Origin of the sequence: Corynebacterium propinquum DSM 44285 (assembly GCF_000375525.1) — a bacterium.
Taxonomy (GTDB): Bacteria; Actinomycetota; Actinomycetes; order Mycobacteriales; family Mycobacteriaceae; genus Corynebacterium; species Corynebacterium propinquum.
The window spans coordinates 1-20,724 of sequence record NZ_AQXC01000014.1; the positions used below are offsets into that span (position 1 = coordinate 1).

General features: G+C 57.1%; 15 protein-coding genes and 1 pseudogene. 8 read left to right on the top strand and 8 right to left on the bottom strand.

All coding sequences use genetic code 11. The annotated features are described in order from the left end of the window. Positions 1-186 (top strand): annotated as a pseudogene (locus B142_RS0110640) (IS6 family transposase); the annotation flags it as partial. 22 nt (positions 187-208) lie between these two features. Here B142_RS0110640 and B142_RS13705 read toward each other — a convergent pair. Continuing rightward, entirely contained in the window at positions 209-649 is a 441-nt protein-coding gene (locus B142_RS13705; RefSeq protein ID WP_126844759.1) for a hypothetical protein, read from the bottom strand. A 374-nt stretch (positions 650-1,023) separates the two neighbouring features. Here B142_RS13705 and B142_RS0110645 point away from each other — a divergent pair, with 374 nt between their 5' ends. Further along, positions 1,024-1,797 carry a class I SAM-dependent methyltransferase gene (locus tag B142_RS0110645; protein WP_018121536.1) on the top strand — a complete coding sequence of 258 codons (774 nt, stop codon included), beginning with the start codon at positions 1,024-1,026 and terminating at the stop codon, positions 1,795-1,797. 5 nt (positions 1,798-1,802) lie between these two features. On the opposite strand, the gene B142_RS0110650 is transcribed toward B142_RS0110645, so the two are convergent. The 3 genes from B142_RS0110650 to B142_RS0110665 all read right to left on the bottom strand — a co-directional run bounded on the left by B142_RS0110650 (position 1,803) and on the right by B142_RS0110665 (position 4,864). Next, entirely contained in the window at positions 1,803-2,240 is a 438-nt protein-coding gene (locus B142_RS0110650; RefSeq protein ID WP_021353494.1) for a hypothetical protein, read from the bottom strand. A gap of 205 nt (positions 2,241-2,445) precedes the next feature. Then, positions 2,446-2,793, bottom strand: a complete 348-nt coding sequence (locus B142_RS0110655; protein ID WP_018121539.1) for a hypothetical protein — start codon at positions 2,791-2,793, stop codon at positions 2,446-2,448. Positions 2,794-3,031: 238 nt separating this feature from the next. Continuing rightward, a complete protein-coding gene (locus B142_RS0110665; protein WP_018121541.1) occupies positions 3,032-4,864 on the bottom strand; it encodes a phosphoenolpyruvate carboxykinase (GTP) in 1,833 nt (610 codons plus the stop codon). Between the two features lie 277 nt (positions 4,865-5,141). Between B142_RS0110665 and trmB the strand changes: the two genes are divergently transcribed. The 5 genes from trmB (at position 5,142) to B142_RS0110690 (ending at position 10,556) form a co-directional block, all read left to right on the top strand. Then, positions 5,142-5,927, top strand: coding sequence for a tRNA (guanosine(46)-N7)-methyltransferase TrmB (trmB, locus tag B142_RS0110670; RefSeq protein ID WP_026168083.1), 786 nt, complete (start codon positions 5,142-5,144; stop codon positions 5,925-5,927). A gap of 131 nt (positions 5,928-6,058) precedes the next feature. Beyond that, positions 6,059-6,718 carry an NYN domain-containing protein gene (locus B142_RS0110675; protein ID WP_018121543.1) on the top strand — a complete coding sequence of 220 codons (660 nt, stop codon included), beginning with the start codon at positions 6,059-6,061 and terminating at the stop codon, positions 6,716-6,718. Positions 6,719-6,726: 8 nt separating this feature from the next. After that, the gene (locus B142_RS0110680) at positions 6,727-9,102 is read left to right on the top strand and encodes an MMPL family transporter (protein ID WP_018121544.1); all 2,376 of its coding nucleotides are present in this window, start codon (positions 6,727-6,729) and stop codon (positions 9,100-9,102) included. Positions 9,103-9,114: 12 nt separating this feature from the next. After that, positions 9,115-10,152 carry a lysylphosphatidylglycerol synthase transmembrane domain-containing protein gene (locus B142_RS0110685; RefSeq protein WP_023018804.1) on the top strand — a complete coding sequence of 346 codons (1,038 nt, stop codon included), beginning with the start codon at positions 9,115-9,117 and terminating at the stop codon, positions 10,150-10,152. A gap of 5 nt (positions 10,153-10,157) precedes the next feature. Next, positions 10,158-10,556, top strand: coding sequence for a DUF3054 domain-containing protein (locus B142_RS0110690; protein ID WP_023018803.1), 399 nt, complete (start codon positions 10,158-10,160; stop codon positions 10,554-10,556). On the opposite strand, the gene rarD is transcribed toward B142_RS0110690, so the two are convergent. Beyond that, complete coding sequence (gene rarD, locus B142_RS0110695; protein WP_018121547.1) at positions 10,470-11,438, bottom strand: EamA family transporter RarD; 969 nt, start codon at positions 11,436-11,438, stop codon at positions 10,470-10,472. The genes B142_RS0110690 and rarD overlap by 87 nt on opposite strands. A 526-nt stretch (positions 11,439-11,964) precedes the next feature. On the opposite strand from rarD, the gene B142_RS13360 reads away from it, so the two are divergent. After that, positions 11,965-12,231 carry a hypothetical protein gene (locus B142_RS13360; protein ID WP_023018802.1) on the top strand — a complete coding sequence of 89 codons (267 nt, stop codon included), beginning with the start codon at positions 11,965-11,967 and terminating at the stop codon, positions 12,229-12,231. Here the strand turns inward: B142_RS13360 and B142_RS0110705 are convergent. The 3 genes from B142_RS0110705 to B142_RS0110715 are packed head-to-tail and all read right to left on the bottom strand — an operon-like array spanning position 12,224 to position 20,617. Next, positions 12,224-13,768 carry an acyl-CoA carboxylase subunit beta gene (locus B142_RS0110705; RefSeq protein ID WP_018121549.1) on the bottom strand — a complete coding sequence of 515 codons (1,545 nt, stop codon included), beginning with the start codon at positions 13,766-13,768 and terminating at the stop codon, positions 12,224-12,226. The genes B142_RS13360 and B142_RS0110705 overlap by 8 nt on opposite strands. Then, positions 13,769-18,772, bottom strand: coding sequence for a polyketide synthase Pks13 (pks13, locus tag B142_RS0110710; RefSeq protein ID WP_018121550.1), 5,004 nt, complete (start codon positions 18,770-18,772; stop codon positions 13,769-13,771). After that, positions 18,773-20,617 (bottom strand): FadD32-like long-chain-fatty-acid--AMP ligase, encoded by a 1,845-nt coding sequence (locus B142_RS0110715; protein WP_018121551.1) that lies wholly within the window; start codon positions 20,615-20,617, stop codon positions 18,773-18,775. It abuts the gene before it with no gap. Between the last annotated feature and the right edge of the window lie 107 nt (positions 20,618-20,724).

Sequence of the window (20,724 nt, forward strand, 5' to 3'; positions counted from 1 at the left end):
GATCATGGCCGGTTAAAGCGGATCCTGGGGCCGAAAGGAGCATTCAAAAACCAAACGTCTGCCTACCGGACGTTGAAAGGGATGGAAGCGATGCACTCATTGCGGAAGGGGCAGGGCACGATGTTTGCCTATGGTCACCCGAATCCGGATGCAGTGATTGTTAGCCGGGTATTCGAGACGGCCTGACAACACAGGCACATAGCGTTGATCACACAATAAAAACGGAGCTTTCTTGGCTCCCGCCCCAAGTTGCAACAGCACCCCGAAAAGTATTGCGCAACTTCATACTGACAAAAATAGAGCAGGCAGCAACAGTTACTACACAACCTAATATTTGCCATAGAGGGTAGTCACCAGGTGGTTCAGGTACATGCTGCGCCCCATAACTAGGCGCCCATGTCAACCAAACAATCGGGGCAAATACACCGGCTGCCGCACCACACATCAGCAATAACCAAACCGGATAAGAACGCTGAGGCTGGTCTATCCTCCGCTGCATCTTAGGGTTCGACGCCGATTGCTCTTCACGCAGAACTTTCCTCCGCGAAAACAAATAGCTGAGCCAAATGACGCCTCCGATTATCGTCGAAGGAACAACGCTGAACAATAACAGCAAGTTTAGAAAAATCGGGACATTAAAATTATCCACAATGACCTATTCTTTAAAAAATTACGATTCTCTTCGCTCCAACCCTTTTTCACATTATTTTAAATAGTTACCCAATCAAACCCTTTAACTCCGATTGTGTAACTATCCCGTATTCGAGCACAAGGGCCTGCCCGCAGCCACGTCAAAACACCGCGGACCACCCATCCTCTCATACTGGGCACAGATCGCACCACACACTCGGAACGGTTCTTCGCCGAAAAACCCTCAACATGGTTTATATCACTTTATCCAGTTGGAATGATTACCCTCATAATATAGTTTCCAGCCCAAAAAGCAAGAGTTTCAGCGAAGATCGATCAATAAAAACTGGGCTTCCCAACTACAACCTCCAACACGCTATATCCTGGGAACCTATGCGTCCCGAACTGCGCCATCCCCTGCACCACACACGCCGCCATGCCAGCTTAGCCCGGTCGATTCGCCTGCTGCGTTCTTTCGATTACGAGCAATCCCAGCCACGCAAATTTTATGAACCGCTGGCCCGTGATACCGCGCAACAACTGGCAGCAATCCACCAGGATGTGCACGGCACGGGGCTGGACAAGCTATCGGTGCTGGATGTCGGCGGTGGCCCCGGGTATTTTTCGGCGGCTTTCGCCGAGCACGGCGCGCACTATATTGGCTTGGAACCAGACGTTTCAGAAATGACTGCAGCCGGAATCACCTTGGATACCGCGGTTCGTGCTTCCGGCACAGCGCTGCCTTTTCGGGATAACAGCGTCGACATCGTCTATTCCTCCAACGTGGCCGAACACATCGCGCGCCCCTGGGAGATGGCCGAGGAAATGGTGCGGGTTGCACGCAACTTGGCGGTCATCAGTTACACGGTGTGGCTCGGGCCTTTCGGCGGGCACGAAACAGGGTTGTGGCCACATTATATCGGTGGGGATTTCGCCCGGCGTCGTTACGAACGCAAGCACGGGCATCCGCCAAAAAATATCTGGGGGCATTCGCTTTTCGACGTCTCCGCCCACGAAGGCCTCGGCTGGGCAGCCGAATGCGGCTACCATACCTACTGCTTCCCGCGCTATCACCCCAGCTGGGCCTGGTGGATTACGAAGATACCCGGGTTGCGGGAGTTGGGCACTTCAAACCTGATGATTGTGGTGGATAAGACGCGGAGCTAACGCATTCAAAGTTTCATTCGGTTTGCCAGCAAATCGGCCCTGGAATTGGTTTCACTCCCGCCCGGGATGATCTTGCCTATTGCTGCTGCCACGACGACATTGACCAGGGCCGCAAGCAAGGCAAACCAGATGCTTTCGGCTACGAAGAAATACAAAAATACCAATAGGACTAGAGCAATGATATTTTCAATGGCCTGCTTATGAAATATCTCTAGACCAGATAAAAAATAAGCAGCACGTGCTACGGTGCGCACCAACCCATCAAGTGAAATTCCCACCAATAGTGCAATAATTCCCCATTGCAACATGGAGGCCAAGCTAGCGGTTGCGAGCCCACCTAGGATATGCACGGTTCCCAATGCGACTACAAATGGACTGGCCACAATAAGAATGAGGAAAACTATCCTCGCAATGAGGCTGGCGAAAATTTTCACATTATCCAAACTGCACCTTTCCTGATCCACGAAATCCAGCTTCTTGATTCGTGACCTTTTGCTTTTGCTCGAATAACCCTACAATCCGGGTATCGCCACGCTGTTTAGCCGAGAGTGTCTGTTCCAGATTTTCCCATCTACTCAAACGGAACAAAACCTGGGACACTTCAGACATAAGACCGGAAAGATCCCACCGTTTATGTTTACTTGACGTTTATAGGGTGTTAGCACCACGCAGGGCACCGGCACGCCGCAACAAAAGATAAGCACCGGCCCACAGCGCTGTAATTACCACCAGACCAAAAACTAAGCCTGCCCGATCGTCGGAAGATATACGCCACGAAAATAACACCGAAATAGCGCTCGCTACTGACACCCCCAGGACAATATGGGAATGCATTTCATTGCGTAAAATCTTCAAGCGCAACCAGAAAGATATCAGCATAGTTACCAAGATCATCAGAGCACTCAGCCAAATATGGTCGAAGAATCCTAAAGCAAACCCAGCAAGCGAGAAAATACTGGCACTAGCTATTCCCTTCATCAAGCTAGACATAAGCATTGCTTACCTCCTCGTTTCAGACTTTCCATTACCGAATGTCCAGCTCCAACGTGAGGGCCAGGCATCAGGACGGAAAGATCCTTCCGATAATGTTCTTCGTCACGCCGTTTTCGCATGCAAAAAGCGCAAACGGAATGATCTTTCCGTTTGCGCTCAAACACCAGGCCCCAGGCAGGAAGTCTTATCTCAGCGCTTTCCTGCCCTAAACCTGAACCGGCAACAGAGCAGAATGCCAGATTTACTTCGTTGCAGAAGCTTCCTCGATGCGGGACTTCAAAGCCTCGAACTGCTCCAGAACCTCATCTGGGACCCGTGAGCCCAAGAAGTTGAGGTACTCAGCGTTGTCGTCGACATCGCTAGCCCACTCTGCAGGATCCACAGCAAGGACTTCTTTGACCTCGTCCAAGCTGATTTCCAGACCGGTCAGGTCCAAATCCTCAGCACGCGCGGTATTACCCACGATGGTCTTTTCTGCGCCGACCTTGCCATCAACACGCTCGGTGATCCACTTCAATACGCGGGAGTTTTCACCGAAGCCAGGCCAGATGATCTTGCCGTCGTCGTTCTTGCGGAACCAGTTAACCAGGAAGATCGACGGCATCAGGTCGCCGCCCTTCTTGCCCATGTCAATCCAGTGCTGCAGGTATTCACCAGCGTTGTAGCCCATGAACGGCAGCATCGCCATTGGGTCGTGGCGCAGCGCACCGACGGTTCCCTCGGCAGCGGCAGTCTGGCCGGAAGCCAGCAGCGAACCGATCATGGTGCCGTGTTCCCAATCGAAAGCCTCGGTAACCAGCGGGATGGTGTCGGCACGACGTCCACCGAACAGGATGGCGTCGATCTTCACACCGCGCCAGTCGTCGTATTCCGGGGCAGCGACAGGGCACTGGGAAATTGGCACGCAGTAACGGGAGTTCGGGTGCGCAGCCTTCTCCGCAGAATCCGGGGTCCAGTCATTACCCTTCCAGTCAATCAGGTGCTCTGGGGCTTCCCCATCCATGCCTTCCCACCAGACGTCGCCGTCGTCGGTCAGCGCAACGTTAGTGAACAAGGTATTGCCTGGTTCGATAGTGCGCATCGCAATAGGGTTGGATGCATAGTTGGTGCCCGGCGCGACGCCGAAGAAGCCGTTTTCTGGGTTCACGGCATACAGGCCGTCTTCGCGCAGGTGCATCCACGCAATATCGTCACCGACTACCTCTGCGGACCAGCCATCCAGCGTTGGGGTGATCATGGCCAGGTTGGTCTTGCCACAAGCGGATGGGAATGCCGCAGCAACGTTGTAGTTTTTGCCTTCTGGGCTGGTCAGCTTCAGGATGAGCATGTGCTCAGCCATCCAGCCTTCTTCTTTCGCCATGACCGAGGCGATGCGCAGCGCGTAGCACTTCTTCGCCAAAATGGCGTTACCACCGTAGCCGGAGCCATAGGACCAGATTTCTTTGCTCTTCGGGAACTGGGTGATGTACTTCGTTTCATTGCATGGCCAGGCAACATCTTCCTCGCCTGGTTCCAGCGGGGCACCCACGGAGTGTAAACAGCGCACGAAGGAGCCTTCGTCGCCAAGCTTATCCAGGACTTCCGTGCCCATGCGGGTCATGGTGCGCATGGACATGACGACGTACGCCGAGTCCGTCAGCTGGATGCCCAGTTTTGGGTCTGGATCATTGATCGGACCCATGCAAAAAGGTACGACGTACATGCGGCGGCCTTTCATGGCGCCGGTGTAGACGTCGACCATTTCCTCTTTCATGGCCTGCGGCGGGGCCCAGTTATTGGTTGGGCCGGCACCTTCCTGGTCTTCTGTACAGATGAAAGTGCGCGATTCCACACGAGCGACGTCCGATGGGTTCGAGCGTGCTAGGTAGCTGTTTGGACGCTTTTCCTCATTGAGCTTGATGAGGGTTCCTGCGTCGACAAGTTCGGCTGCAAGCCGATCCCATTCTTGTTGCGAACCATCGACGAACACAACGTCTTCTGGTTGAAACATAGCAACGGCGTCGTTGATCCAGTTGATCAATTCTTTGTTCTGCGTTGGCGCTTCACCAACAAGTCCCGTGATTGGGGCGCTCATTTAGACTCCTGATCGGTCACTACAGCAGGTTGGACATGCCCCAGGGTAGCGACTACCAGGGGTGAAAGGTAATAACCACGTATAAGCGTGTATGCACGCACTGCCACTACCCCTGCTTATCCACATTTTGATTCTGCAAAATGTGCACTTGCCACCCTCATACAGGGGTAATATCGCGCAGGTTTGGATCACCCGAAAACACCTGTGCCCACAGTGAAAGCCCCCGAATTGTTCTACTATTTTTGACAGGGAACAATAGGCAATAATGAATAACGCAATGAATACAGTCAATACACACAATAACCAGCAATCCCGCGGCATCGGCGAATTTCCTGCCGGTCGGCCCCCACAGACCGATTTCAACGAGGTTTTCAACAATGACCTCGACTACCCGCGGCTAGGCACCGTGACTTTTCGCCGCGGCTCGCTCAGCGACAACCAGCTGGCGACCTTCGAAAAGCACTGGCCAGAACTCGGCGCGATGCTTGCCGACGAACACGTCGACGTCGACAAGTGGTTTGGCCGCAGCGGCGCACCCACGATCGTGGAAATCGGCTCCGGCACAGGTACTTCAACCGCGGCAATGGCACCAAAAGAAGCAGATACCAATATTATTGCCGTCGAGTTGTACAAGCCCGGCCTGGCGAAGCTACTTGGGCAGGTAGTACGCGAAGACATCCCGAATATCCGCATGATCCGCGGCGACGGCATGGAAGTACTCATGCGCATGTTCGCACCAGAATCGCTCGATGGCATCCGCGTGTTTTTCCCGGACCCATGGCCGAAAGCCAAGCACCACAAGCGCCGCATCATCCAATCCGGGCCGTTGAACCTTTTTGCCTCTCGCCTAAAACCCGGCGGAGTGCTGCATGTGGCCACCGACCACGCGGACTATGCCGAATGGATTAACGAGTTGGTCGAGGTCGAGCCGCAACTAGAATACAAAGGCTGGCCATGGCCGGAATGCCCGCAGCTGACCGACCGCCAACTGATCACCAAATTCGAAGGCAAAGGCCTAGAAAAAGACCACATTATTAATGAATACTTGTGGGTGAAGCGCTAGGCAGAAATGCCCCGCCCCATGAACCCGCAGGATCCGTAGCAGCTGTGCGGCACATACAGCACGTACGGCTGCACACCCCGTGGCCGCATAAAACCCGAAAAAATACGAGAAATACTGGATATACCGAAAATATGGACGCACATACCGCACACACCGCGCAGAATCATTCTGCGCACACTAGTTCAGCGCACAACAACACTCTGCTGATGATCTGGGACGCACCAAACCTGGACATGGGGCTGGGCTCCATCCTGGGTGGCCGCCCCACCGCTAATTCCCGTCCGCGTTTCGACGCCATCGGCCGCTGGATTCTGGAAATCTCTGAAGAAGAAAACCTCACCCCAGAAGCCTGCGTGTTCACCAATGTCTCACCCGGCGGCGCGGAGGTCATTCGCCCATGGGTAGAAGCACTGCGCAACGTCGGCTATGCCGTATTCGCAAAACCAAAAATCACCGAAGAATCTGATGTGGACCCTGACATGGTCGCCCATATCCGGCAGCGGTTCGAGGAAGGCAGCTTAAGCGAGATCGTCGTCGCCTCTGCCGACGGCCAAAACTTCCAGGAGCTGCTCGAAGAACTCATCAATGCCGGCATTCCCGCCACCGTGTTGGGTTTCCAGGAGCACTGCTCGTGGGCTGTGAGCCACGAAGATATCGGTTTTGTGGACCTGGAAGATATCGAGGGGGTCTTCCTCGAACCACTGCCGCGGGTTAGTCTGGATGCGCTGCCGGAAGAAGGCGCCTGGTTGGCACCCTTCCGCCCGCTGTCGTCACTGTTGTCTAACCGTTAGGAACCGGCATGTTTTTCAGGTGGGGGCAGTTTTCCTATGCCCATCGCAGGATCATTCCACTGCTAATCATCGCGGCTATCGCCGTGGTCTTCACGGTTTTTGGCACCAAGCTCGACGATCGCCTCAGCCAGGAAGGGTGGGAAGACCCCCGCGCGGCATCGACCACCGCTGCTGAGATTGAGGCCGAGACCTTCGGGCGGGACCGCAACGGCGATGTCATCTTGCTGTTCGACAACCCGCAAGAAAACTTAGAGGCTGCGCGCGCCCACCTGAATTACCTGCAAGAACAGTACCCAGACCAGATCGCGCAAGTCACCAGCTATTTCGATACGCGCAATCCAAACTTGCTGTCCGACGACGGCTCGGTAGCGTTCGCGGCCATCGGTTTAGCAGGTGACGACGAGCAAACTCTGCGTGATTTCCGCACCATCCAGGATGATCTCACCGGCGCCGCAACCGCCCAGGGCCTAGATATCGAGGTTGCCGGAGCCACCGCCGTTGCTGATGCTTTGGACGACGGCATGGCGCACGATATCTCGGTTGCCGAACGCGCAGCGCTACCGCTGGTGGGCTTGCTGTTGCTGTTCGTCTTCGGTTCCGTCGTCGCCGCGTTTATGCCGTTGATCGTCGGCGCACTGTCGATCATGGGCTCCATCGGCATTCTCTCGGTATTGGCCGGGTTTATCCAGGTCAACGTGTTTTCACAGGCCGTCGTCACGCTGCTGGGCCTAGGCCTGGCCATCGACTACGGGCTATTTATGGTCTCGCGCTTCCGCGAAGAACTAGATAAAGGCCGTGATACCCGCACAGCTGTCGCGATTACCACCGCCACCGCTGGGCAAACGGTGGTCTTTTCCGCACTCATGGTGGCCGTGGCCATTTCCAGCCTGCTGATTTTCCCGCAGGCGTTTTTGAAATCCGTTGCTTATGGCGCGATTTCCGCCGTCGGCCTAGCGGCGCTGCTTTCGGTGACGGTGCTGCCAGCTATTTTCGGCATGCTCGGCCACAACATCGACAAGTGGACGGTACGCAAGACCAAACGCTCCCGCCCAATCGAGGAAACCTTCTGGTACCGCGTGCCACGCTGGGCCATGAGCAAAGCTCGCTGGTTTACCGTCGGCATCACCGCCCTGCTGCTCGCACTGACCATCCCGCTGTTGGGTGTCAGCTTCGGCGGCATCAACGAGACCTATCTGCCACCGAGCCACGAAACCCGCCAGGCACAGGATCGTTTCAACGAGCAATTCCCGGAACACCGCACCGAGCCCATCAAACTTGTAGTCAAGGGGGCCGATAACCAGCAGCTTGTCGACGTCGTCTTGCAAGCCCGTGAGATCGAAGGGCTGACCTCCCCCATGGCGCCGTCCAGCCAGACCATAGACGGCACCACTGTGTTGAGCGCCGGTATTGCAGACCGCGAAGATAACGCCGAAGTTATCGAACAACTGCGCGCGATTACAGCACCGGAAGGCGTGGAACTTTACGTCGGCGGTACCCCGGCGATGGAAGTCGAATCACTCGAAGCGCTGTTTGAGAAACTGCCGTGGATGGCGCTGTACGTTATTGTCGCCACGTTCTTGCTGATGGCCGCGGTGTTCGGCTCGCTGATCATCCCGGCAAAAGCCATCATCATGACGGTGCTGACCTTAGGCGCCACCCTGGGTATTTTGACCGGCATGTTTGTCCTCGGCGCTGGTTCCGGACTGTTGGATTTCTCGCCAGGCCCACTGATGAGCCCGATCCTGGTGCTGATCATCGCCATCATTTATGGCTTGTCGACGGACTACGAGGTCTTTTTGGTTTCGCGCATGGTGGAAGCCCGCAAGCGTGGAGCGTCAACCGACGACGCCATCAACTACGGCACCGCGCACACCGGCCACATCATTACGGCAGCCGCGCTGATCATGATTGTGGTGGCTGGCGCGTTCGGCTTCTCCGATATCGTGATGATGAAATACATCGCCTTCGGCATGATCTTCGCGCTCTTCCTCGACGCCACTATCGTGCGCATGTTCCTCGTACCAGCCGTGATGCACCTGCTGCGCGAAGACAACTGGTGGGCACCGGCCTTCGTGCACCGAATTTATGAACGCATGGGGCACGGTGCATACGAAGAAACCGTGGTCCCGGCTGGGCGGATGGCGGATACTTCCGGCCCTGACGGTGACCATGAACAGTACGACCTTGCCCCGGAAAACGACCTTGCCCCGGACGGTGACTATGAGCAGTACGAGGAACGGTACGAGCTGGATGAACCGCGCGAGCTGCATGAGTCGGAAGTCGTCGCCGATACCAAAGCCATTCGGAGCGGACGCACCACCGACCAAGACAGTGACCTGATTCCGTTCTCGGAGCTCATGAAACGCTTAGAAAATGACAAGTAGGTAGTTGCCGCGATGAAGAGCACAGTAGGCAAATGGCTGCGGTGGATACTGCCCCTAGCAGTACTCGTCGTCATGGGTATTTTCTTCCGTGACGAGCTAGATTTCTTGAGCGATGGTTTCCGCACCCTTCGTCACGCGCAACCTTGGCCCATCGTCGTCGTGTTTATCACCTTTGCGTTTTCCCTATTGGCGATGGCCGAGGTGATGCGCAAATTGTTTGTCTCCGGTGGTGTGCCCGTCTCGTTCAAAGAGTGCAACAACATTGTCTTCGCCTCCAATGCCTGGTCGACGACGCTTCCCGGCGGTCCCGCGTTCGCCGCGATCTTGACGTATAAAGTGCAGCGCGCTTGGGGGGCTTCCGTGGTGCTGTGCGGCTGGTTTTTTGTGCTTTCTTCTGCGATTTCCACGCTGTGGGTCGTGTTGATCGGTTTTACCGGCGTATTTTTCTGGGGCGCGGATGTGGCGTTGTGGTCATTAGTAGTATCCCTGGCGTTGATGTTGGGTCTGTGCGGAGGCCTGTACTGGGCTTCCTGCAATACCCGGACCGTGGGGCGGTGGATTAAAAACCTGCCGTGGAAAAAGACCGACAAGCTCGTCAAACACGTCAACAAGCTCGACCAAGTGTCGTTGAACTTGGGCCAATTTTCCTGGGTGACGTTGATGGCGTTTTTCAACCGAGCCTTCGATGCCGTTGCTCTGTGGGCTTGTGCCTGGGCCGTGACCGGTAATATGCCGTCGTTCTGGCCTGCCGACGACCACACCACCATCATGGGCATTAGCGTCGCGTTTATTACCGCCAAGCTGGCGGGTTCCGCGCAGATCACCCCGGCGGGCGTCGGCACCGTGGAAATCGCGATTATCACCGCGCTAGTGGCTACCGGCATGACGGCCGTCGATGCCACCGGTACGGTGTTGGTCTACCGGCTGATCACCTTCGTTTTCTACAGCGCAATCGGCTGGGTCATCTACTTCGCCTACTACGCACGCAAGGGTATGTCCTACGCCGCGCTGCGCCAGACTGATTCGGAAGAAACCAGCGACGTAAAATAACTGGCATGTCGACGCCTACCCGCCACACACCTGCCCGTCCGATCATCTTCGATGCCATCGCGCTGGCAGTTTTCGCCTTACTTGCACGTATTGCCCACCAGTCTGCGGACATGCCACTGTCTTTCGTGGGCTGGTTATCCACGCTGTGGCCATTCCTTATTGGGCTGGGTTTCGGCTGGCTATTGCTTTCCCGCGCGACGGCGCTGACGATGGTTAGCGGTGCGCGCAACGGCCGCGGAGCGGCCATCGTGTGGTTGTGCACCGTCATCGTCGGGCTGGTCATCTGGGCGTTGCGTAATGGGGCGGTGCCGCACTGGTCATTCGTGTTGGTCGCCAGTGCGACGTCCGCACTGTTCATGTTCGGTTGGCGCGCTGCCTTCGCGCTGGCCGGTTCCCGCAAATGATACCGTTTGTCGGCGCTGCTCCCGCCTGCTGTGTCGACGCATCCGCACCAAATCAGCGACATACACCGCCACCGCGACCCAAATGATGATGAAGCCGATCCAGCGCTGCTGCGACATCGGTTCTTGCGTAATAAACAGCGCCCACAACATCAGAATCGTTGGGGTAAGGTACTGCAACATGCCGATCGTCGACAGCGGCAGCATGTGTGCACCGCGGGCATAAAACAGCAGAGGGGTGGCGGTGACCAGACCACACGACATCATCAGCAGGGTGTGTCCCCAGCCTTCACTGGTGAAAGTGGATTGTTGCTCTGGGTTCACGCTGATATATGCCACATAGCCCAGCGCGAATGGCAGCATAATCATCGTTTCTGCCCCGACGGAGAAAAACGCGGACACGGCGACTTTCTTTTTCAGCAGGCCATAGGTACCAAAGCTGAATGCCAACGCCAGCGCGATCACTGGTGGCTGGCCGCTCAGGAACGTCAGATACACCACGGCTACGGCCGCGATAGCCACGGCCACCATCTGCCAGCGGCGTAGGTGCTCGCGCAAAATCAACACGCCGAGCGCCACCGAAACCAACGGGTTCATGTAATAGCCCAGTGAGGCATCAGCGACGTGATCATTCATCACCGCCAAGACATAAGTACCCCAGTTCACGGTGATCACCACGCCAGCGGCGGCCAAACGCCACCAGGTAGCCGCGCGCACCTCATAGATTTCGCGCCACCGGCCGGTTACCAGCAAAATTCCCACCATCAAGACCGCAGTCCAGATGATGCGGTGCGCCAGAATCTCAAGCGGGCTGGCAGGATCCAACAGTGGGAAGAACGCGGGAAACACACCCCACAGCACATAGGCGGCGACGATATATTGCATTCCACTACCGTAGCCGGGAATCGACCGTGCCGACGACTAGCTGAACGAAGACTGCCACCAATCCGATTTCATCCCCAGAGGCAATCCACAGCCTTTCATCTTCTTTATGCACTGCACTCTTCGGAAATAAAAAATTTTAACAATAAATCCGAATACATCCATTCAAAAATTGCTATTCTGACGCAAAGACGAGATTCAAACTCAGGTGATATTGCTAGAGAACGGAGGTTCTGCGAGACTTACGCTAGACAAAGGTGCAGACTCACAGGCCCCCAGATTAGACCAAGGTGATGATCATGAGTACTGATGTGGATAAACAGAACAAAACTCATGGTGCAACATGGGCAATGCTAGGCCTATGCTGCGTATCCTTTTTGATTGTCGTAGTTTCTATAGCAACCGGACACACGAAAGGATTCACCAGCGCACTAATTATGCTGGCAGGTTCTGTAGGAATATTATCATCTCGATTGATGAGCAAAGCTAGGAAAAGTTTTACTAAGTCAATCACCGGGAGGTGTCACAAGTGAAACCTGCGCGTTTACTAGGCTGGGGTGCAACAATTGCCGCCTTTGTCGGTAGCTATTTGCTATGGACCATTGGTCAAGACTGGTGGTGGCCCTCAGTGGCTATTACCGGTACAGCGATAGCCGCAATTTGCGCGCTTAACTGTTATCTCGCACATAAAACAAAGAAATACGACTTGTATATCGCTGCATTGCTGTCAGCACTATCACCAGTTCTTATCATTACTATCGCACTCGGCTTCTTTTTCTCCGGTCCACCTACATAGGCGCGATCGGGTGCTTTTTCGGCAAGTCTTCCACGTGCTTAGTCGCCAACTGGCGTAGCGCTTGCCGCAGCTTCAACCGGGTCTCCGAAGGCTGGATCATGGCATCAATATAGCCGCGCTCAGCAGCTACATACGGCGAGGTCATATTCTCGTCGTAAAAGTCCATAAACAGTTTCTTCATGTACCCACGCTGTTCCGGCGGGGTTTGCTCCAACTGTTTACCCTGGATCATGACGACGGCCGCGGCCGCACCCATCACCGCAATCTGCGCGGTCGGCCATGCAAAGTTGATATCACCAGACAAGTTCTTCGACCCCATCACCGCATACGCACCGCCATAGGCTTTGCGCACCACCAACGAAATCTTCGGCACGGTGGCCTCCACCAAAGCAAAAGCAAAACCAGCGCCACGGTGAATCAACCCGGCCTTTTCTTGCTCCACACCCGGCAAATACCCAGGGGTATCGGCAACGAAGATCAGCGGGATGTTGTAGGCATCGCAAATACGGATAAACCGCGCGCCCTTATCAGCAGCATCGGCATCGATACAACCGGCAAAGTGCATCGGGTTATTTGCTACAAACCCCACCGCCTGACCATCAATACGCCCAAAAGCGGTTACCATATTCGGCGCAAAGTTCGCCTGCAACTCAATCAGCTGATCGTCGTCACCCAACAACTTCAGCACATCAATGATGTCGTAACCGGCATTCGTGTCATCCGGCATGAATTCGTCGAGCTCTGGGGTGTACGCGACTTCCTCGTCACTAGGCGCCAAAAACGACGGCGCCGGATCATGACACGTCAACGGCAGGTGATCCAAAAGATCACGCACCAGCTCAAAGGCATCTTCTTCGCTGTCAACAACGGCCTGCACGTTACCGTTGCGCTCCTGCTGGCGCGCACCACCGAGTTCCGCGGAGCTGACTTCCTCGCCGGTGACTTCTTTGATCACAGCCGGGCCGGTGACATACATTTCGGCCTCACCATCCACCGCGATGACAAAGTCCGTGGTCACCGGGGCATACACCGCACCACCAGCGGATTTACCCAACATGATGGAAATCTGCGGCGCATACCCCGACAGCGGCATCTGCCGACGTGCGATCTCGGAATACATCGCCAGCGACGTCACCGCATCCTGAATGCGCGCACCACCAGAATCCTGAATACCAATCACCGGGCAGCCGATGCGGGCAGCCATATCCATCACCTGCGTGACTTTCTGGCCAAACGTCACACCAACGGAACCGCCATAGACCGTCTTATCGTGCGCATAGATACACACCGGGCGGCCGCCGATGCGCCCATACCCAGTGACCACACCATCCGAGTACACCGCATCGTCATCGCCCGGGGTTTTACCCAGCGCGCCAACCTCCATGAAGGAGCCGTCGTCAAGCAAAGCATTAATGCGCTGCCGGGGAGTGGTACGCCCGGCCTCATCGCGCTTTGCCCGCGCCCGCTCCGAACCAGGATCCTGCGCCTTTTCTAAACGACGACGCAGGTCAGCGAGTTTCTCGGCGGTATTAGTCACCTAGTGCTCCTCCCGTGCAGCGGGGATCTTGGTCTTCATCCAACGGTCCATATGCTCTGCGACGATGCCAATCGCTGGCTCATCCGGCACCGCCAGGTGATCACCCGGCAGCTGAACGATCTCTAACTCGTCGACGATAGCACCCCAGCCGCCATCCGGATCAATATTCGCGTAGCGTGGCTCCAATTCAATTGCACCATCATGCATACGTTCCGCGCGGAACAACAACACCGGCAGATCCACATCCGCCCAGCGTGCGAAATCAAGCTTGCCCAGGATCATGTTGTCCACGAAGCTGGCGCGCTGGTGCTCCAAAACGCCCGCGGATAGCCCGTGCTCGGAGGCATCGGAACTAGCCAGGAACTGCTCCAGCATCTGCATTAAAGCTTCCTCACCGGCGGTTTCGAGCAGCTCATATGGAACTGGGAAATCCAGCCCGTAGGTGCGTTCCGCGAATGCGGCGTAGCGCTCCCAGCGGGCCTTGGTCTCCTCCAAGGTGTCCGGAATCGGCTCAGACGGCTGGGTGGTATCCAGCAGCGCAATAAAGGCGAGGTCGATGCCGTGGTTGGCGTTGTCGGCGTTATCAGCATTGACAGCGTTACCAGCGTCGGCAAGCAACTGCGAAGCCGCCTCATACGCCAACGCTCCACCAAAGGACCAGCCGCCCAGGATGACCGGGCGTCCCTTCGCATACTTGCGGATATCGCCCAGGTAATCCGCCACGCGCTCTTCCAAGCTGCCTTCGCGACGCTCCACGCCATAGACCGAAACCTCCTGCGGCAAGCGGCGCGCCAGCGGCTGGTACACCACCGAACTACCACCGGCCGGGTGGAACATGAACACCACCGGCGCATCAGCGCTGCCCTCACGCAGCACGCGAATATTGCCCTCGACGTCGGTTTCCAGGCCTTCGCGCACCACGTTGGCGATTTCTTCCAGGTTTTCTGCCTTGCCGACGAGCTCGGCCCCGATGTTCATGCCACTGCGCTCACTCAAGCGCTCGGCAATTTTGTCGGCGACTTCGCCGCTGATTTCCGGCAACGTGCTGGTGACACCAGTGGCCGCGCGACCAGTCAAACTAGCCCAGGTAGCAAACACCAGGCGCTCAGCGGCATCACGTGGCGCCACGCCGACTCCTTCTGTCTGCGTGGCATAGGACTGTTCGGGCTGCTGGGCCTGCTCTGGCTGATCGGCAGAGCTTTGCTCGGCGGAGCTCTTCTCAGAGGAGCTCTGGTCATCCCGCACTGCAGCACCGTTTTCCGGTGTTGGGCCAGCAGAGCCGTGCTTTTCCGCAACGGCCTGGTTGACCATCGCCACGACATCCGCCACCGACGCATCACGCAAAGCCTGCACCTGCAGCGGCGGAATTTGGAAATCGTTTTCCACGCGGTTTTTAATCCGCATGCCCATCAGCGAATCCAACCCCAGGTCAATCAGCGGCAACTCGCCGGGCAAATCTTCCGCGTCATAGCCCATGGACTCAGAAACAATTAAGCGCAGGCGCTCCTCGACGGTTTCGGCCTCCGGATCCCAACGCACCCCCGAATCCGCGCCAGGCATGCCCAGGTTGTTTCCGGCGGCCGCGGCGGCACCGGCTGCACCTTCGGCACCGGGTACACCAGCAGCCAGCGGTGATTCTGGAATCGGCGCCACACCCAAATTCTGCGATTGCGCGTGTGCACCAACACCGCCGTCGGCAAGCGCCAACGTAGTAGCAAAACCTTCCGCAACCACAACGCCCGCGGTCATATCGTGCACAGTCAACGCCACACCACCAACATTGCGCTGGGCAATCGTCGTCAACTCACCCTGGGCCGGTAACGTGCGCGGTTCTTCCACCGCCACTAGCTGTGCGCCCGGCTGCATCGCCTCGGCGGCTGCTTCCAGCAACGCCAGCGTCGAAGGCACCTGGTCAGCATCCACAGAAAACGCGGTGCGCCCATCCGGCAAATTCACGCGGGTTCCGGGCAGCCCGGCAGCGCCGGCACTCGGACGGGCATTCGTCCAATATCGTTGCTTCTTAAAGCGCGTGTTGGGCACCGCAGCATACTCACCGCTGCCATACAGCTGCGAGAAATCAACCGGTTGGCCCAAAACATAAAGCTGCGCCAGCAAATCCACCAGGTTATTAGCGGAATCTTCCTTACGCTTCAGCGTCTTCAGCAACTTCGCATTAGCCTTGTCGACGCTAAAGGCAGTGTTCATCATGCCCATCAACGCAACCGGGTTTGGGCTGATTTCCACCATCGTGTTGTGGCCGTGGGCAAATGCGCTCGCGACCGCATCCTGGAAATGCACCGGCTGGCGCGTCATGTGCAACCAATAATCCTCGTTATGCACCACGGCACCGCGCTGGTGGTGGATCTGATCCACCGACGAGAACAGCGGGGTGTGCAACGGGGCAGGTTCGATGCCTGCGATGGCAGCTTCGAGCTCGCCAAGCAGCGGCTCCACCATGGAGGTGTGGCCGGCACCTTTCACATCCAGCGCGCGGGCAAATTTACCTTCGTCTTCGAGCTTGTCCACCAGGCGCAAAATCGCAGCCCGCGGGCCACCGACCGTCGTCATGCCCGGCCCGGCATACACGGCGGGTTCCACACCAACGAATTCTTCTTGCTCGGCGTAGTCCGCGATCTGCTGTGCGGACAGCTCCACAACGGCCATAGCGCCTTGTGCATCACCGGTCAGTGCGCTTTCACCCTCGCCCATCAGCCGGGCACGGTGGCAGGCGATCAGCATGGCATCCTCGGCGCGCAAACCACCGGCAGCATAGGCTGCGGCAATCTCACCCATGGACATGCCAATCACAGCCGCCGGGCGCGCACCACACTGTGCCAACAGATCCGTCAGCGCAATCTGGATTGCGGTAATCGCTACCTGCGCGGTTTCGGTGTTATAGGTCTGTTCATCATCCCGTACCAATTCCAGCACGGACCAGCCGCCCTCAAAATCGACGATTTCGTCGAGCTCCGCCATCCGTGCCGCAAATTGCGGTGACTGTTCCAGCAGGTCTTTGACCATTTTCCGGTGCTGGGAACCAAACCCTGAGTAGACGAAAACCGGGCCGGGGCTTTCGGGCGCATCCCCACTGACTGCAGCGGTTGCTGCCTTGCCTTCAGCGAGTTTGCGCAGGCGCTTAATGGCCTCAGCAGCATCGGCAGCGACGACGGCTGCACGCGAACGGCCATGATTACGCTTTGCCAACGTGCGCGCAACCGCGGTGAGAGCAAAATCCTTGTTGTCCTGGGCTTGTTCCAGGTAACCGGCCAAATCACCGGCTGCTTGCCGACGCCGCGATGGCACCATGCCGGAAATCGGCAACACCACGTTGTCGCTATTTAGGCGCGGCTGGGTTTCTGTAGCCACAGCCACGTCCGCAGCCGCATCCTGCGCTGTCGACGCCGCGTCGTATTTCTGCACCACGACGTGTGCGTTCGTACCGCCGAAACCAAAACCGGAAATACCAGCAATCTTGTTGTCTGACGGCCACTCTCGTGGATCTTCGACAACCTCCAAGCGTTCTTTTTCAAAGTCGATATAACGGTTCGGCTCAGAGAAATTCACCGACGGCGGCAATGTGTCGTTCTGGATCGCCAGCACAACCTTGATCAAACTGGCAATACCGGCGGCGGATTCCGAGTGGCCGATATTCGATTTCACCGAACCAATCAGGGTGTCCGTCTCCCGGCGCGGGCCAAGCACCGCGCCCAATGCGCTGGCCTCAATCGGATCGCCGAGGATCGTGCCGGTGCCATGTGTTTCCACGTAATCGACGGTCGCGGGATCAATCCCGGCATCAGCGTATGCACGGCGCAACACGTCAATCTGTGCCTCTGGGTTCGGCGCGGTCAAACCATTCGAGTGTCCGTCGGAGTTCGTCGCGCTGCCCTTAATCACAGCCAAGATCTCATCACCAGCAGCTTCGGCGTCGGCAAGCCGCTTCAGCACCACCACACCGGCGCCGTCGGCACGCACGAAGCCATCGGCATCATCGGAAAACGCGTGAATGGCGCCCGACGGGGAAATCACGCCGAGCTCCCCAAAAGCAGTCGAGACAAACGGCGAGGCCAATATATTCACGCCACCGGCCACGGCCACGTCGCACGAACCGTAGCGTAGCTCGCGCACAGCCTGGTGCACCGAAACCAACGACGACGAACACGCGGTATCCACGTTCAGCGACGGCCCACGGAAATCGAAGGCATAACTGATGCGGTTCGGGATCACAGCCGACGAAGTACCCGTCAACGCATACGGGTGGGCCTCGGCGGGATCAGCAGTGATCAGCATGCCGTAGTCATTATTCGAACTACCCATGAACACGCCGACGGATGTGCCCTTGAGCTCATTGGCCGGCAGGTGCGCGTTTTCCAGCGCGTGCCAGGTCAGCTCCAGCATGATGCGCTGCTGCGGATCCATATTGGTGGCTTCAATGGGAGAAAGGCCGAAAAATTCCGGATCGAAACTAGCGATATCGTCCAGGTAGCCGCCGGAAAGATTGATCTTGCCCATCTTCTCCGACATCACCGGGTCAGACTGGTACTCGCTCCACCGTCCCAGTGGCAGCTCACCAGTAGCAGTGCGGCCTTCTGCAAGCAGCTGCCAGTATTCGTCCAGGCCATCTGCCTGTGGGAAGCGGGCGGACATACCGACGATCGCAATATCGCCGCCAAAGGCATCGGCCCCGCCGCGTGCACCGTTTGCGGCACCAGCGACGTCGGCACGCTCATAAGATTGCTGGGCAGCACTAGCCCGCGCACTACCTTCCGCCGGGCCGTCGACCAGCCGCTGAGCCAGTGACGCAATGGTGGGGTATTCGTAGGCGATAGTCGGATCCAACCGGGTATCCAGCAAGGTTTCCAATTCACCCGACAGGATCACCGCATCGCGCGAAGAAAGCCCCAGCGCTTCCAGCGGCTTGTTTTCCGATACCTCTTCGACAGGAAGGTCAGTAACCTTCACTACCCACTCGGTCAGCCAGCTCTTCAGCTGCTCAACTGTCATTTAGGCTTCTCCCTCAGATCCCTCATATTTCTTCTTTGCTACCTGCCGCGCGATCTTGCCTGCCGACGAGCGGGAGAGCTCGCCAGGAGCCAGGAATTGAATATCATACGGCCGTACGCCGTGCCGGGCCGTGACTTCCGCGCGAATGGTTTGAATTGCCTGTTCATCGCCGGATTCTTCGGCTTGGTCGGCTCGTTCAATCAACAGCACCAATTCTTCGGTGTTATCCGCGGCAATCGCGAATGCAGCCACGGAATCACTGCGCACGTGATCACTAGCAGACATCACGGTGTGTTCAATATCCTGCGGGTAGTGGTTGCGCCCGGCGATTACCACCATATCTTTCAGGCGGCCGGTGATATACAGCTCGCCGTCGATAATCACGCCGAGGTCTCCCGTGGCCATCCAATTATCAGCAGGGGCCTGGGCAACGCGGGAATCTTCACGACGCTCGCCAATGATGTTGTGGAAGGTGGCCGCGGTTTCTTCCGGGCGGTTCAGGTAACCAGCGGCCATGTTATCGCCGTGGCACCAAATCTCGCCGACGCTCAATTCCGGCAACTCAGCCTTCGTTTCTGGGTCGACGATAGCCAGGTACTGCGGACGCACCACTTCGCCATTAGAGATGAACGCCACGCCGTCGTCGCTGCCGGTCTCCACAGCTTTGCCCGCAGAGATCTCGTCCCGATCAAAGTACTTGATCTTCGGGCGGTCCTCAGTCTGCGGAGTGGTCACCATCAGTGAAGCTTCTGCCAAGCCGTACGACGGGCGCAGCATACGACGCGTCAACCCCTTCGGCTCGAAGGCATCCAGGAAGGAATTCAGCGCTTTCACCGTCACCGGCTCGGAACCAATGATGATGCCGTTAATATTCGAGAAATCCAGGCCGTCTTCGTTGCCGTAGCGCACGGCCAGATCCAGCGCGAAGTTCGGGATCACGGTATAAACGCCCCGGTGATCGTCGCCTTCCCGAGCCGACATCATGCGCGTCCAGCGTGCTGGCTGCTGGATGAAGTCTTTCGGCGACATCAGCTCGGTGTGCAATCCCATGATCGTGGCAAACAGATTCAGAATGATGCCCATGTCGTGGTGCAGCGGCAACCATGAGACCAGGCGCAGCGGTAGGCGCAGGCGGGCGGCTTCGAAGATTTGCAGCACGTTGGTCAGAATCGAGCGGTTCGTCAGCTCCACACCGGCCGGGGTGCGGGTAGAGCCCGAGGTGTACTGCAAGAAGGCGGGTTCGTCGATTGGCATGACCGTCGACGACGCCATGCGCTGCTGGCCTTCAATGGTTTGCTGCGGATTGACATAAGAATCTGCCAGAGAATTCGGCAACGAATCGACTGCCAAGATGCGCGGACGCTCGCGGGAAGGCAACTTTTTGAAGTGATCGCGCACCGCGGCCGCCGACGGGCGGTTGGTCAGCACCAGTTTTGGCCCGCAATCGGCAAACACGGCGGTCAGGTGGCCCTCGTGGCCCGGTTCATTGGGATCATAGAGCGGAATCGGAACCATACCGGCATACATCGCGCCGACGAAACCGAAGATGTATTCCGGGGAGTTACCCATCAAGATCGCAACCCGGTCGCCCATTTTGGCGACCTGCTGCAGGCGGGCTGCCACCGACTTGATACGGATGTTGATCTCTTGCCGGGTGAAATCAACCGGGGTGCCTTCCCGCGACTGGGAATAATCCCAGAACCGCAGGCAATGGCGGTCGGCTCCGCCGGTGTGCAGATCACCCTGGTACAGCAGTTCAGCCAAGCCCACCAAGGACAATTGCGGGGCGAGTTTCAGGTTGCCCTGGCCGTCGTAAAACTGACTCATTGCTGCTTTAAGATCCATGGTGATTCCTTTGCTGAGCTAACACCGGTACGTCTAGTACCAGTACGAAATGTTTGTTTGTCTAAGATTCCAGCCTACGTTGGCGCAGAAGTCATGCAACTACCAGG